Here is a 14918-nt window from a genome sequence, read left to right as displayed (position 1 = left end):
CCGGACCCGAGAAGGCCGGGAGGACCCGGGAGGAGCGGCCCACGGGATGTACCACACCTGGATGCGCTACTTCACGCCCGCGCCCGTCCACCACGGCCTCGGCCTGGTCTGCCTCGGCGTCGGGCTCCAGCACGGCAGGCTGCCCGTCGTCGGCCCCCGCACCCTCGACCACCACGTCGCCGTCGTCGTCTCCGCCGGCGGCGGCTGGTACCGCTCCGCCGACGGCCGCCGCACCCCCGTCACCGCCCCCGCCCTGCTCTGGCTCACCCCCGGCGTCCCCCACCACTACGGCGCCGACCCCGTCACCGGCTGGGACGAGTCCTTCGCCGACTTCACCGGACCCGCCACCGCCACCTACACCGAACTCGGCCTCATCGAACCCGACCGGCCCGTCGTCCCCCTCTCCGACGCCGCCCCCGCCCGCGCCGCCGTCGGCCGCATCGCCCGCGCCGCCCGCCCCGGCAACCCGCTCCTGGAGGTCGAGACCGCCGCCGCCGTCCACGAACTCCTCGTCGCCCTGCGCCGCGCCCGCGCCGACACCGGCACCGGCACCGGCGGCGACCCCGTCCTCACCGCCCTCGCCCGCGACGCCTTCCAGCCGCTCTCCGTCGCCGAGCACGCCGCCCGGCACGGCATGACCCCCGCCGAGCTGCGCACCGCCGTCCGCCGCGCCGCGGGACGCAGCCCCAAGGACTACCTGCTCACCGTCCGGCTCGACCGTGCCAAGGAACTCCTCGCCGCCACCGAGCTGCCCGTCGCCGCCGTCGCCCGCCGCGTCGGCTACGACGACCCCGCCTACTTCTCCCGCCTCTTCACCCGAAGGGTCGGACTCGCCCCCGTCCGCTTCCGCGAGCAGCAGGGCCGCGCCGTCCACGGCGGCTGGAGCGACCGCGTTCCGGATCCCGAACACCCGCCGACCCTGACCGGGGACTCGGTCTAAGCTCGCTGACCATGAGCGACACCAGGAACGACTCCAGCGGGACCGGCGCCGACGAGACCGGTGCCGGCGCGATCGACCCGTCCGTCCGCGCCGAGCTGACCCGGCTGCGCGAGTCGATCGACAACATCGACGCCGCCGTCGTCCACATGCTCGCCGAACGCTTCAAGTGCACCCAGCAGGTCGGCGTCCTCAAGGCCGAGCACCAGCTGCCGCCCGCCGACCCCGCCCGCGAGGCCCGCCAGATCGCCCGGCTGCGGGAGCTCGCCGAGAACGCCAAGCTGGACCCGGCGTTCGCGGAGAAGCTGCTGAACTTCATCATCGCGGAGGTCATCCGCCACCACGAGACGATCGCGGACGGAACCCGCTGATGGCCCGCGTCACCGTCTTCACCCTCGGCGGCACCATCTCCGCGCGCGGCGGTGACGCGGCCCGCATGACCGGACCCGAGGTCCTCGCCGCCCTCGGCGCCCCCGAGGACGTCGAGCTCCGCGACTTCCGCCGGCTCCCCTCCTCCACCCTCGCGCCCGAGGACCTCGCCGCCCTCGCGGGCGAGGTGAACGAGGCCGTCGCCGCCGGCTCCGGTGTCGTCGTCGTCCAGGGCACCGACACCCTGGAGGAGACCGCCTTCCTCCTCGACCTGCTCTGCCCCACCGAGCGGGCCCCCATCGCCGTCACCGGCGCCATGCGCCGCGCCGACCTGCCCGGCGCCGACGGCCCCGCCAACCTCGCCGCGGCCCTCGCCGTCGCCGCCGACCCCGCCTGCCGCGGTCTCGGCGTCCTCGTCGTCCTCGCCGACGAGATCCACGCCGCCCGGCACGCCCGCAAGACCCACACCACCTCGGTCGCCACCTTCGCCTCGCCCGGCGCGGGCCCCCTCGGCACCGTCGTCGAGGGCACCCCGCGGATCCTGCTCCGGCCCGCCGTCCCCACCGCGCCCTGCCGGCTCTCCTACGACCCGGCCGTACGGATCGCCCTGGTCACCCTGAGCCTCGGCGACCGCGGCGAACTCCTCTCCGCCGTCGACGACCGCTTCCAGGGCCTCGTCGTCGCCGCCTTCGGCGCGGGACACGCCCCCGCCTGGCTCGTCGAACCCCTCGCCGCGCTCGCCCGCCGCATCCCGGTCGTCCTCGCCTCCCGTACGGGAGCGGGCACCGGCCTCCGCGACACCTACCGAGGCCCCGGCTCCGAGTACGACCTCCTCCACCACGGCCTCGTCCCGGCCGGACCGCTCGACCCCGCCAAGGCCCGCCTCCTCCTCGCCGCCCTCGTCTCCAGCGGCGCCGCGGGCCCCGGCGGATACGACCGCCCCCGCATCACCGCCGCCTTCGCCCACCTCGACGGCACCGGCCTCGCGTAGGGTCTCCCGGCGGATATCCGCACCCCCGTACCCTCACGGAGGCCCATCAGGCAGCATGGGCCCCATGTCCGTACTGACGCGCGACGAAGCGCAGACCCGTGCCCAGTTGCTCGACGTCCACCACTACACCGTGGACCTCGACCTCACCACCGGCGACGAGACCTTCGGGTCCACCACCCTCATCCGGTTCACCGCCCGCACCGCCGCCGACACCTTCGTCGAAGTCAAGCCGGACACCCTGCACTCCGCCGTCCTCGACGGCACCCCCCTCGACCCCGCCGAGCTCGACGGCAACCGGCTCCCGCTGAGCCTCACCGAGGGCGAGCACGAACTCCGCCTCACCGCCACCATGCGCTACTCGCACACCGGCGAGGGCATGCACCGCTTCCTCGACCCCACCGACGGCGAGTCCTACGTCTACACCCAGCTCTTCATGGAGGACGTCCAGCGCGTCTTCGCCGCCTTCGACCAGCCCGACCTCAAGGCCGTCTTCGAGCTGACCGTCACCGCCCCCGACGGCTGGACCGTCCTCACCAACACCGTCACCGAACGGCAGGACGACGGCCGCTGGAAGGCCGCCCCCACCCAGCCGCTCTCCACCTACCTCGTCTGCGTCGCCGCCGGCCCCTGGCACTCGATCCGCACCGAACACGCCGGACTCCCCTTCGGCATCCACTGCCGGCGCTCCCTCGCCCCCCACCTCGACGCCGACGCCGACGAGATCATCGACGTCACCAGGGCCTGCTTCGACCGCTTCCACGAGAAGTTCGACGAGCCCTACCCCTTCGACTCCTACGACCAGGCCTTCGTCCCCGAGTTCAACGCCGGCGCCATGGAGAACCCCGGCCTCGTCACCTTCCGCGACGAGTTCGTCTTCCGCTCCGCCGTCACCGCCACCGAGCGGATGACCCGCGCCATGGTCATCGCCCACGAGATGGCCCACATGTGGTTCGGCGACCTCGTCACCCTCCGCTGGTGGGACGACATCTGGCTGAACGAGTCCTTCGCCGAGTACATGGGCTACCAGACCCTCAACGAAGCCTGCCCCGGCCTCTTCTCCGACACCTGGATCGACTTCGGCGTCGCCCGCAAGGCCTGGGGGTACGACGCCGACCAGCGGCCCTCCACCCACCCCGTCGCCCCGGACCCCGACGCCGTCCCCGACACCGCCTCCGCCCTCCTCAACTTCGACGGCATCTCCTACGCCAAGGGCGCCTCCGCCCTGCGCCAGCTCGTGACCTGGCTCGGCGAGGACGACTTCCTCGCCGGCATCAACATCCACTTCAAGCGGCACAAGTTCGGCAACGCCACCCTCGCCGACTTCGTCGACAACCTCGCCGCCGCCACCGACCGCGACGTCCACGCCTGGGCCGAGCGGTGGCTGCGCACCACCGGCGCCGACACCCTCACCCCCCGCCTCACCGGCGAGGGCAACCGCTGGGACCTCGCCGTCGACCACCGGGGCGACCGCCCCCACCGCATCGAGGCCGGACTCTACGACCGCCGCCCCGACGGCGAACTCGCCCTGCGCGAGCGGATCGCCCTCGACGTGCCGCAGGCCGAACCCGTCCGGCTCTCCGGCCCCCGCCCCGACCTCGTCGTCCTCAACGACGGCGACCTCACCTACGCCAAGCTCCGCTTCGACGCCGTCTCCGAGGAGTCCGCCCTCCGCGGCCTCTCCCGCATCCCCGACCCGCTCGCCCGCGCCGTCGTCTGGAACGCCCTGCGCGACATGGTCCGCGACGGCGAACTGGAGCCCGCCGCCTACCTGGAGACCGCCCGCGCCCACCTCCCCGAGGAGTCCGAACTCGGCATCGTCCAGGGCGTCCTCGCCTTCGCCCGCCAGTACGTCGCCGACCGGTACGTCCCCGAGGAGGACCGCCCCGCCGCCCTCGCCGGCCTCCGCGAGATCGCCCGCGCCCTGCTCCGCCGCACCGAGGACGGCGAGGACCCCGGCCTGCGCCTCACCGCCGTCCGCGCCCTCGTCGACAGCGCCACCACCCCCGACCAGATCGCCTCCTGGCTCGACGAGGGCACCGTCCACGGCGGCCCCGAACTCGACCCCGAGCTGCGCTGGCGCATCCTCGCCCGGCTCGCCGTCCTCGGCGCCACCGACGAGGCCGCCATCGCCGCCGAACTGGAACGCGACCCCAGCGCCACCGGCCAGGAGGGCGCCGCCCGCTGCCGCGCCTCCCTCCCGGACCCGGCGGCCAAGGCGGCGGCCTGGGCGGCCATGTTCGACACCGACGACCTGACCGACCTGTCGAACTATCTCTTCACCGCAACCGCCCTGGGCTTCTGGCAGCCCGAACAGGCCGAGCTCGTACGGGAGTACGTGGACCGCTTCTACGACGCGGCCGTCGCCCTCGCCGACCGCCGGGGCCCCGCGATGGCCGAGGCCGCGGGCCGCCACGCCTTTCCCGCGTACGCGGTCGACGCCGACGCCCTCGCCCTCGGCGAGCGCCGCCTCGCCGACGGCACCATGATCCCGGCCCTCCACCGCAAGCTCGTCGACCAGCTCGACGACCTCGCCCGCGCCCTCCGGGTGCGCCGGGCCTGACCCCCCGGGCGGCCCCCGACAGGGGGCCGCCCACCCGGCCACCGCCCCGGGACACGACCCGCCGTCCCTCGTTCGGGTCACAAGACCGCGGTCACCGGACAGACCCCGCCCGCCCCCGGCACCCTGTCGTCCATGCGTGCCGCACCCCCGCCACCCCTCGCCGCCCAGCACACCCCGCTCAGCCGCCTCCTCGGCATCACCCTGGACGCCCTGCGCACCGGCACGGAGGAACGCGGCGGGCCGCTGCCGGCCGGCGGCCCTGACGCCGTCACCGCGCGGGTGCGGGACGCCCTCGGAGCCGTACTCCCCGACGACGGCACCGGGCAGGACGAGGCCCTGCGCACCCTGGTGCACCTGCTGGCCGCGGGCGCCGCCGACCCCGCGCACCCGCTGTGCGCCGCCCATCTGCACACCCCGCCGCTGGCGCTCGCCGCCGCCGCCGACCTGGCGGCCACCGCCCTCAACCCCTCCCTGGACTCCTGGGACCAGGCCCCGGCCGCCTCCGCCCTGGAGGCGGAGGTCACCGCCGCGCTCGCCGCCGAGGTCTTCCCGGCCGCCGACCGCCCCGACGCGCTCGTCACCACCGGCGGCACCGAGTCCAACCAACTGGCCCTCCTCCTCGCCCGGGAGCGGTACGGCCCCGGTCTCACCGTCCTCACCGGAGCCGACGCCCACCACTCCTTCCGCCGTGCCGCCTGGCTCCTCGGCCTCCCCGCGCCGGTCGTCCTCCCCACCCCCCGGGGCGTCCTCGACCCGGAGACCGTGGCCGGGGCCCTCGCCGACCGGCGGGGACAGGGGCCCGTCCTCCTCGCCGCCACCGCCGGCACCACCGGGGAAGGCCTGATCGACCCGCTGCCGGCCCTCGCCGACGCCTGCGCGGCCCACGGCGCCGAGCTCCACGTGGACGCCGCCTACGGCGGCCCGCTCCTGTTCAGCCGTACCCACCGCCCCCTCCTGGAGGGCCTGCACCGGGCCCGTACCGTCACCCTCGACCTGCACAAGCTCGGCTGGCAGCCGGTCGCCGCCGGACTCCTCGCCGTCCGCGACCCCGCCGACCTCGCCGCCCTCGCCCACACCGCCGACTACCTCAACGCCGACGACGACACCGACGCCGGCCTCCCCGACCTCCTCGGCCGCTCCCCGCGCACCACCCGCCGCCCCGACGTCTTCAAGGCCGCCGTCACCCTGCGCGCCCTGGGCCGCTCCGGACTCGGCGCCCTGGTCGACCTCTGCATGGAACGCGCCCAGGACCTGGCCGACCTGGTGGAGAAGGCCCCGGAGCTCGAACTGCGGGCCCGCCCCACCCTGACCACCGTCCTCTTCCGCCCCACCGGGGCCGAGGACACGGCCGTGGCCGGGATCCGGCGGCGGCTCCTCACCGAGGGGCGGGCCGTCCTCGGCCGCGCCGAGGCCGACGGACGGCTCTGGCTCAAGGCCACCCTGCTCAACCCCCACACCACCCCCGACGACCTGGCCCAGCTCATCACCCTCGTGGAAGGCGGCACCGACCGATGACCGGCAGCACCCCCCAGCAGGACCTCGACCGCCCGCACGATCTGGTCGGCGTCGGCATCGGCCCCTTCAACCTCTCGCTCGCCGCCCTCGCCCACGGCGTCCCCGGCGGCCTCGCCGCGACCTTCTTCGAGCAGCGGCCCGCCTTCCACTGGCACCCCGGCCTCCTCATCGAGGGCACCACCCTCCAAGTCCCCTTCCTCGCCGACCTGGTGACCCTCGCCGACCCCGCCAGCCCCTGGACCTTCCTCAACTACCTCAAGAGCCGCGAGCGCCTCTTCCCCTTCTACTTCGCGGAGAAGTTCCACATCCAGCGGGCCGAGTACGACGCCTACTGCCGCTGGGTCAGCGAACGGCTCCCCGGCCTCCACTTCGGCCACCAGGTCGACTCGGTCCGCTGGAACCCCGAGCGGAAGCTCTTCGAGGTCGACTTCACCCAGCTCGACCAGGACGGTGAGGCCGCCGCCCTCGGCCGCGCCTACACCCGGAACGTGGTCCTCGGCGTCGGCACCGAACCGTACGTCCCCGAGCCGCTGCGCCCGCTCGCCGACGCCCCCGGCGTACCGGTGATCCACTCGGCCGACTACCTCGCCCACCGGGAGTCGCTGCTCGCCGCCGGGCACGTCACCGTCATCGGCTCCGGCCAGTCCGGCGCCGAGGTCTTCCTCGACCTGCTGCGGGCCCGCCCGGCCGGTGCCGAGCGGATCAGCTGGCTCTCCCGCACCGAGGCGTTCCGGCCGATGGAGTACTCCAAGCTGGGCCTGGAGCACTTCACCCCCGACTACACCCGCTACTTCCACGCCCTCCCGGAACCCGTGCGCGGCGAACTGCTGCCCCGCCAGGGCCAGTTGTACAAGGGCATCGACGAGGGCACCATCGCCGCCATCCACGACGAGCTCTACCGCCGCACCCTGCACGGCGGCTGGCCCGACACCGTCCTCACCCCCGGCGTCCGGGTCCGCACCGCCGGACGGGTCGCCACCACCCAGGTCGAACTGCACCTGGAACACGTCCAGCAGGGCACCCGCTCCCGGCTCACCACCGACGCCGTCGTCCTCGCCACCGGCTACCGGGAGCGCTCCGTCGACCGGATGACGGCCGGCCTCGATCCGTACGTGCGGCACGACGCGGCGGGCCGGCCGAGGATCGACGAGCGGTACCGGCTGGTGCTCGACCCCTCCGTCACCGGCGCGGTGTACGTGCAGAACGCCGAGCGCCACACCCACGGCGTCGGCGCCCCCGACCTGGGCCTGGCCGCCTGGCGCAGCGCGGTCATCCTCAACACGGTCACGGGCAAGGAGCCGTACCCGCTGCCGCGCCGCACCGCCTTCACCAGCTTCGGCCTCGACGCGCGAGAGGCGCCGAGCATCCCGGCCCAGGACCGGAAGCTGACGCCCCTCGTGCAGAACTGACGGTCACGGGAAGACCGGCACGCCGTCCCGGGTCAGCTTCCAGTCCACCGACGCGAACCGCCCCGGGTCGACCGTCCCCTTGGCCCGCACCCACTGGATGATCGTGTTGCGGATCTCGTCCGAGTTCGCCCACAGCTGCTCGGCGTTGGCGACGTGCGGGAAGGCGCCGCCGCCGCTGGCACGGTAGTTGTTGACGGCCAGGACGAACCGCGCGGCCGGGTCGAGCGGCGCGCCCTCGAAGGTCAGGTTCACGATCCGGGAGCCGACCGGCCGGGCGATGTCGATCTCGTAGGACAGCCCGGACACGGCGTCGTAGTTGTAGTCCGGGGTGCCGTCCGCGTTGGTGAGCCGTGCGGTGTCGACGGGGGCGCCGGCCGGCGTCCGCACGTAGTACTTCGCCGAGTACTCCAGGTACTCCTTCAGCTGGGCGCCCGTCATCAGACGGGCCTCCAGGGTGTTCTCGAAGGGGTAGAGCCCGGCGGCGTCCTTGATGGTGATCTCGCCGGCCGGGATGCGGGCGGTCCGGGAGAAGCAGGACGCCTGCGAGAGCACCGGCAGGGACGCGTACGCGCCGCCCGCGAGGGCCTCCTTCACCGTCTCGGCCTGCACGACGTTGATCAGGTCGATGATCGGCTCGTCCTTCCACGGCGCCTCGACCGTGGTCATGGCGGCGGTGGAGGTGCCGATGACCTGGTTGACGTAGGCCACGACCTTCTTGTGCTCGTCGGCGAGCAGACCGGTGATCTCCGGGTCCTCCTCGACGGTGTTGGAGTTGAGGACCTGCGCGGCCACCTTCTCCACCGTCCAGCGGCCCTTCTCCCACACCAGGTCGAAGTCGAAGAGGGTGAGGCGCTGGCCCCACTTCAGCGGCTCGGAGAGGACGACCTCCTTGCCGGTCTCCTTGTTCGCGATCCGGTACTCGGGGATCTCGGTGTGGGCGTGGCCGACGAGGATCGCGTCGATGCCGGGGACCTGCTCGGCGACGAGCCCGGCCGCGTTCTCGACGTACGGGAGCTGGTCGCCGTACGAGGAGGTGCCGCTGGAGCCGGAGTGCGCGGAGACGACGACCACGTCGGCGCCCATGGAGCGCAGCTTCGGCACCCACTTCGCGGCCTGCTCCTCCAGGCCGGGGAAGACCATCTTGCCGTTGACGTTGGCCTTGTCCCAGATGGCGATGCCGGGGTTGGTCAGACCGAGCACCGCGACCCGGACGTCCCGGCCGTGCGGGGTGCGCAGCCGGTGGATGCTGTACGGGGGGAAGGCCGGGCGCAGCGTCTTCGCGTCGAGCGCGTTGGCGCCGAGCAGCGGGAAGTCGCACTGCTCCTCGAACTTCCGCAGGACCGGGATGCCGTAGTTGAACTCGTGGTTGCCGAGCGCGGCGGCGTCGTAGCCGATGGCGTTCATGGCCTGGGCCATCGGGTGGACCGGGCCGCCGGCCTGCGTGATCGGGTCGACCTTGGCGTAGTAGTACGAGAGCTGGGTGCCCTGGATGGTGTCGCCGGCATCGATGAGGAGGGTGTTGCCGCGGCCCTTGGCCTCGCGGACCCGGTTCACCAGGGTGGAGATCTTGGCGAGGCCGACGTCGTTGTGGGCCTTGTCGTCGAACTCCCTGTCCGTGAAGTAGTCCCAGTTGAAGACGTTGCCGTGCAGGTCGGTGGTGCCCATGACGGTGAAGGAGTACCGCTTGGCCGGCTTGGGACGGGCCTCCCGGGCCTCGGCGGGGGCGGCGACGCCGGCGGCGAGGGCGGCCCCGGCTCCGATGGCGGCGGAGCTCTCCAGGAAGGTCCGGCGGTTCAGCGGCATGTGTGTACTCCTCGGTGTTCGTGGCGCTGCCTCAGGTGCACAACGCGCGTAGATTCTGGCTCAGACGCCTCTTGCGCAACACCCCTTGCGGGTTACGGAGTGGGAAAGTGTTCGCATGTCATCGATTCCCGGCCCGGAGGAGCCCGCCGTGACGCACACCCACCCCACCCCCCAGGCGCCGCAGGTGACGGTCCGTGGCGAGGGCCGCCTGGAGGTCGACCCGGAGCTGGCCCGGATCTGGCTGACCGTCTCCGCCCGGGGCACCGACCGGGCCGCCGTCCTCGCCGACCTCACCCGCCGCAACGCCGAGGTGCTCGACCTGGTCAAGGCGCGCGGGGCGGCGGTGGCGAAACTGGAGACGGGCAGCTTCTCCATCGCGCCCGAGCAGCCCCGCCGGGGGAGGGGCGAGCAGGTGCGGGCCTACCGGGGGCGGGTGCGGATCGCCGCCGAGCTGACCGACTTCACCGTCCTCGGCGAGCTGGTGCCCGAACTCGCGGACCGGGCGCAGACGGAGGTGGACGGGCCGTGGTGGGAGCTGCGCCCGGACTCGGAGGCGTACGCGGAGGCGCGCCGGCTCGCGGTGACGGAGGCCGTGCGCCGGGCGCGGGCCTACGCGCGGGCGCTGGGCACCTCGCTCGGCTCACTCCTCGAACTGTCGGACGCCGGACTGCCCGAGCCCGGTATGCCGACGTACCGCGGCTTCGCCCCGATGGCGGCCGGCTACGCGGCGGAGGAGCCGGGCACGGCCCCCTCCCTCGACCTCGAACCGCAGCGTCAGACGGTGACCGCCGAGGTCGTCGCGCGGTTCACGATGCTGCCGCCCGCACTCTGAGACGACCCCCCCCGGGGGCGCCGAAAACGCTCATCGGAGCACGCCGGCGCACAGATTCAAGACTTGTCAACAACGTTTCATGGAAAGGTCGTTGAGTAGTCATGCCGCACCCACCGGCTACTGATGGGTAAGGCCCTAGGCTCGACCCATGCGCCGAGCCAAAATCGTTTGCACCCTTGGACCCGCCACCGAAACATACGACCAGATCAAGGCGTTGGTCGAGGCCGGAATGGACGTGGCCCGCCTCAACCTCAGCCACGGCACCTACGCCGAGCACGAGGAGCGCTACCAGCGGGTCCGCAAGGCGGCCGACGAGACCGGCCGCAGCGTCGGGGTCCTCGCCGACCTTCAAGGCCCGAAGATCCGCCTCGGCCGCTTCCGCGAGGGCCCCGTACTCCTTGAACGCGGCGACGCGTTCACCATCACCGTCGAGCAGGTGGAGGGCGACCGCCACGCCTGCGGCACCACCTACTCCGGCCTCGCCGGGGACGTCACCCCCGGTGAGCGGATCCTCGTCGACGACGGCCGGGTCACCCTGGAGGTCACCTCCGTCGACGGCCCCCGGGTCCACACCCGGGTCGTCGAGGGCGGCATGGTCTCCGACCACAAGGGCCTCAACCTGCCGGGCGTCGCCGTCTCCGTCCCCGCCCTCTCCGAGAAGGACGTCGAGGACCTCCGCTGGGCGCTGCGCACCGGCGCCGACGTCATCGCCCTCTCCTTCGTCCGCTCCGGCCGGGACGTCGAGGACGTCCACCGGATCATGGACGAGGAGGGCCGCCGCCTCCCGGTCATCGCCAAGATCGAGAAGCCCCAGGCCGTCGAGAACATCGACGAGATCGTCGCCGCCTTCGACGGCATCATGGTCGCCCGCGGCGACCTCGGCGTCGAAATGCCCCTGGAACAGGTCCCCATCGTCCAGAAGCGCGCGATCAAGCTCGCCAAGCGCAACGCCAAGCCGGTCATCGTCGCCACCCAGATGCTCGACTCGATGATCGATAACTCCCGCCCCACCCGCGCCGAGGCCTCCGACGTGGCCAACGCGGTCATCGACGGCACCGACGCGGTGATGCTCTCCGGCGAGACCAGCGTCGGCCGCTTCCCGGTCGAGACGGTCCGCACCATGAGCCGGATCGTCGAGGCCGCCGAGGAGGACATCCTCGCCAAGGGCCTGCCCCCGCTGACCGAACGCAACAAGCCCCGCACCCAGGGCGGCGCCGTCGCCCGCGCGGCCGCCGAGATGGGCGACTTCCTCGGCGCCAGGTTCCTCGTCGCCTTCACCCAGTCCGGCGACACCGTCCGCCGCCTCTCCCGCTACCGCTCCCCGATCCCCCTCCTCGCCTTCACCCCCGACCCGGCCACCCGCTCCCAGCTCAACCTCACCTGGGGCGTCGAGACCTTCCTCGGCCCCCACGTGGACTCCACGGACGCGATGGTCGCCCAGGTCGACGAGGAACTGCTCCGTATCGGCCGCTGCCGGAAGGGCGACACCGTGATCATCACGGCCGGCTCCCCGCCAGGGGTGGCGGGCTCGACGAACCTGGTCCGCGTCCATCACATCGGGGACCCGGTGACGGGGTGAGGGTCGTCGGCGCGCAGGAGCGTCCGTCACGCGTGTGGGTGACGGACGCTCAGTTGGCTGCGACCATGGAATAAGAGGGAAAGTACCCCGGGTGGGATTCGAACCCACGCTGGATGGTGTTTGAGACCATTGCCTCTAACCGCTGGGCTACCGGGGCTTCCTTCGAAACGAAGGTTGGCGGTGACCCGCCGTGCTCCTACCTTACAGGAGGTGGGTAGGCTCATGGGGAGCAGTAGTTGCCCCGCAACGAGGAGCCCCCGTGACCGCGCCCGAGTCGCCCCAGCCCGCCGACGCCGCCGACGACGCGTCGCACGTCCCGCCGCTGACGACCCGCGTCGTCATCGCCGAGGACGAGGCCCTGATCCGTCTCGACCTCAAGGAGATGCTGGAGGAGGAGGGCTACACGGTCGTCGGTGAGGCCGGGGACGGCGCCACCGCCGTCGAGCTCGCCCGCGAGCACCGTCCCGACCTCGTCATCCTCGACGTGAAGATGCCCGTCCTCGACGGCATCTCCGCCGCCGAGAAGATCGCCGGCGAGTCCATCGCCCCGGTCCTCATGCTCACCGCCTTCTCCCAGCGCGACCTCGTCGAGCGGGCCCGGGACGCCGGCGCCATGGCCTACCTGGTGAAGCCCTTCAGCAAGAGCGACGTCGTCCCCGCCATCGAGATGGCCGTCTCCCGCTTCGCCGAGCTGCGTGCCCTGGAGCAGGAGGTCGCCGACCTCACCCAGCGCCTGGAGACCCGCAAGCTGGTCGACCGCGCCAAGTCGATCCTCCAGACCCAGTACGGCCTGAGCGAGCCGGCGGCCTTTCGCTGGATCCAGAAGACCTCCATGGACCGCCGCATGTCCATGCAGCAGGTCGCCGAGGCCGTCATCGAGGACGCCGAGGAGAAGAAGGCGGCGAAGGGGCAGCAGTAGCCCCGTACGCGGTCCCCGTACGCAGGATGTGAGAAGGCCCGCCCCACGGCGTTGTGGGGCGGGCCTTCCGTCGTGGTGCGGGCTCAGTCCTCGCCGAGGTACGCCTTGCGGACGGACTCGTCGTGGAGCAGGTTCTCCCCCGTGCCGGAGAGCACGATCTTGCCGATCTCCATCACGTGACCGTGGTCCGCGAGCGCCAGCGCGGCCTGGGCGTTCTGCTCGACGAGCAGGATCGTGGTGCCCTGGGACTTCAGCTCGGCGATGGTCGCCATGATCTTCTGCATCATGATCGGCGAGAGGCCCATGGAGGGCTCGTCGAGCATGAGCAGCTTGGGCTGGGACATCAGCGCCCTGCCCATGGCGAGCATCTGCTGCTCACCGCCGGAGAGCGTGCCGGCCGCCTGCTTGCGACGCTCGCCCAGGATCGGGAAGAGGTCGTAGGCGCGCTGCACGTCCTTGGCGATGCCGGCGGTGTCCTTCCGGAGGAAGGCACCGAGGAGCAGGTTCTCCTCGATGGTCATGCGCGGGAAGATGTGCCGGCCCTCGGGGGAGTGGGCCAGACCCAGCGAGACGATCTTGTGCGCGGGGATCTTGCGGAGGGACTTGCCCTCGAACTTGATCTGGCCGCCGACCGGCTTGAGGAGCCCGGAGAGGGTCCGCAGGGTGGTGGTCTTGCCGGCGCCGTTGGTGCCGATGAGGGTGACGACCTCGCCCGCCTCCACGGAGAAGGAGATGCCCTTGACGGCCTCGATCTTTCCGTAGGCGACGCGCAGGTCCTCGACTTCGAGCAGTGCGGTCATGCGTCGTTCTCCTTGCCCGGAGCGGCGTCCTTCGCGGCCTCCGCCGTGTCCGCCGGGGTGTCGTCCTCGGCCGGGGTCCCGTCGCCCGCGGGGGCCTTGTCGGCCGGGGCGGCGTCGTCCGAGGGGGCGTCGTCGGCCGGCTCCTCGTCCTCGGCAGGCGTCTCGTCCTTGACGGAGGTCTCCCCCGCCGGGGCCTCGTCCGCCGGGGTGGCGTCGTCCGTCGGGGCGTCGTCGGCCGGAGCGGCCTTGTCCTCGGCGGGAGTCTCGTCCTTGGCGGGTGCCTCCTCCGCCGAGGCGTCGTCGGCCGCCGGGGCCTCGCCCGAAGTGGCCTCGCCCGAAGGGGCGTCGGCCGGAGCCGCGTCGTCCGAGGGAGCCTCGTCCGCCGGGGTCTCGTCGATCGGTTCGCCGAGGTACGCGGCGATGACCCGCTCGTCGCTCTGGACGGTCTGGCTGTCGCCCTCGATCAGCTTCTGGCCCTGCACGAGCACGGCGACCCGGTCGCACAGGTTGAAGATGAAGCGCATGTCGTGCTCGATGACGAGCACGGCGATGCCCATGTCCCGGATGGCGAAGATGAGTTCCTCGGCCGCCCGGGTCTCCTGCGGGTTCATGCCCGCCGTCGGCTCGTCGAGCAGGATCAGGCCCGGGTCGCTCGCCAGCGCGCGGGCGATCTCCAGCTTGCGCTGCTCGCCGTACGGCAGGTTCTTGGCGAGGTGCTGCGCCTTCTTCTCCAGGCCGACGAACTCCAGGAGCTCCATCGCGCGCTTCTCGGAGGCCGCCTCGGCCCTCTTGAAGCCCGGGCCGCGCAGCAGGGCGGACCAGAGGCCCTCCTTGGTGCGGGTGTGCCGGCCGACGAGCACGTTCTCCAGGACCGTCATGTTGTTGAAGAGACGGATGTTCTGGAAGGTACGGGCGATGCCGGCCGCGGTGACCTTGAAGGACTTCGGCGGCAGGACCTGGCCCTTGTAGCGGACCTCGCCCTCGGTGGGCACGTACAGACCGGTCAGGCAGTTGAAGAAGGTGGTCTTGCCGGCGCCGTTCGGGCCGATCAGACCGACGATCTCGCCGCTGTTGACGGTGAGGTTCACATCGCGGACGGCGGTCAGGCCGCCGAACCGCATGGTGACTCCGCGCGCGTCCAGGACGGTCTCGCGAGCGGCCGGTTCCGTGGTGGCGTCGGCCTTGGTGGTGGTCGTCGTCATGG

At 72.6% G+C, this 14918-nt stretch carries 12 protein-coding genes and 1 tRNA gene; 9 read left to right on the top strand and 4 right to left on the bottom strand.

Translation table 11 applies throughout. The features are described 5' to 3' along the window. Positions 1-46 precede the first annotated feature (46 nt). From QK442_RS00575 to QK442_RS00550, 6 genes are all read left to right on the top strand, one after another. Positions 47-940, top strand: a complete 894-nt coding sequence (locus QK442_RS00575; RefSeq protein ID WP_282691732.1) for an AraC family transcriptional regulator — start codon at positions 47-49, stop codon at positions 938-940. An 11-nt stretch (positions 941-951) separates the two neighbouring features. After that, a complete protein-coding gene (locus QK442_RS00570) occupies positions 952-1308 on the top strand; it encodes a chorismate mutase (RefSeq protein ID WP_282691731.1) in 357 nt (118 codons plus the stop codon). Then, positions 1308-2297, top strand: a complete 990-nt coding sequence (locus QK442_RS00565) for an asparaginase domain-containing protein (protein WP_282691730.1) — start codon at positions 1308-1310, stop codon at positions 2295-2297. Before QK442_RS00570 ends, QK442_RS00565 begins: the two co-directional genes overlap by 1 nt. A gap of 64 nt (positions 2298-2361) precedes the next feature. Beyond that, on the top strand, positions 2362-4857 hold the full coding sequence (gene pepN / locus QK442_RS00560; RefSeq protein ID WP_282691729.1) for an aminopeptidase N: 2496 nt from the start codon (positions 2362-2364) through the stop codon (positions 4855-4857). A gap of 132 nt (positions 4858-4989) precedes the next feature. After that, positions 4990-6372 carry an aminotransferase class V-fold PLP-dependent enzyme gene (locus QK442_RS00555; RefSeq protein ID WP_282691728.1) on the top strand — a complete coding sequence of 461 codons (1383 nt, stop codon included), beginning with the start codon at positions 4990-4992 and terminating at the stop codon, positions 6370-6372. Then, positions 6369-7781 carry a SidA/IucD/PvdA family monooxygenase gene (locus QK442_RS00550; RefSeq protein ID WP_282691727.1) on the top strand — a complete coding sequence of 471 codons (1413 nt, stop codon included), beginning with the start codon at positions 6369-6371 and terminating at the stop codon, positions 7779-7781. Before QK442_RS00555 ends, QK442_RS00550 begins: the two co-directional genes overlap by 4 nt. A 3-nt stretch (positions 7782-7784) precedes the next feature. Here the strand turns inward: QK442_RS00550 and QK442_RS00545 are convergent, their stop codons facing one another. After that, positions 7785-9584 carry a 5'-nucleotidase C-terminal domain-containing protein gene (locus QK442_RS00545; protein ID WP_282691726.1) on the bottom strand — a complete coding sequence of 600 codons (1800 nt, stop codon included), beginning with the start codon at positions 9582-9584 and terminating at the stop codon, positions 7785-7787. Positions 9585-9699: 115 nt separating this feature from the next. On the opposite strand from QK442_RS00545, the gene QK442_RS00540 reads away from it, so the two are divergent. Next, entirely contained in the window at positions 9700-10416 is a 717-nt protein-coding gene (locus QK442_RS00540; protein ID WP_282691725.1) for an SIMPL domain-containing protein, read from the top strand. A 148-nt stretch (positions 10417-10564) separates the two neighbouring features. After that, on the top strand, positions 10565-11995 hold the full coding sequence (pyk, locus tag QK442_RS00535; protein ID WP_282691724.1) for a pyruvate kinase: 1431 nt from the start codon (positions 10565-10567) through the stop codon (positions 11993-11995). Between the two features lie 83 nt (positions 11996-12078). Here the strand turns inward: pyk and QK442_RS00530 are convergent. Then, positions 12079-12152 (bottom strand) — tRNA-Leu (locus QK442_RS00530). Between the two features lie 102 nt (positions 12153-12254). Here QK442_RS00530 and QK442_RS00525 point away from each other — a divergent pair. Beyond that, positions 12255-12914, top strand: a complete 660-nt coding sequence (locus QK442_RS00525; RefSeq protein ID WP_282691723.1) for a response regulator — start codon at positions 12255-12257, stop codon at positions 12912-12914. An 83-nt stretch (positions 12915-12997) separates the two neighbouring features. Here the strand turns inward: QK442_RS00525 and QK442_RS00520 are convergent, their stop codons facing one another. Both QK442_RS00520 and QK442_RS00515 read right to left on the bottom strand, forming a co-directional pair. After that, entirely contained in the window at positions 12998-13714 is a 717-nt protein-coding gene (locus tag QK442_RS00520; protein WP_282691722.1) for an ABC transporter ATP-binding protein, read from the bottom strand. Further along, positions 13711-14916 carry an ABC transporter ATP-binding protein gene (locus QK442_RS00515; RefSeq protein WP_282691721.1) on the bottom strand — a complete coding sequence of 402 codons (1206 nt, stop codon included), beginning with the start codon at positions 14914-14916 and terminating at the stop codon, positions 13711-13713. Before QK442_RS00515 ends, QK442_RS00520 begins: the two co-directional genes overlap by 4 nt. Positions 14917-14918: the final 2 nt, after the last annotated feature.

Origin of the sequence: Streptomyces sp. CC208A (genome assembly GCF_030010625.1) — a bacterium.
GTDB lineage: Bacteria > Actinomycetota > Actinomycetes > Streptomycetales > Streptomycetaceae > Streptomyces.
This window is presented reverse-complemented; position numbering and strand designations above follow the sequence as displayed.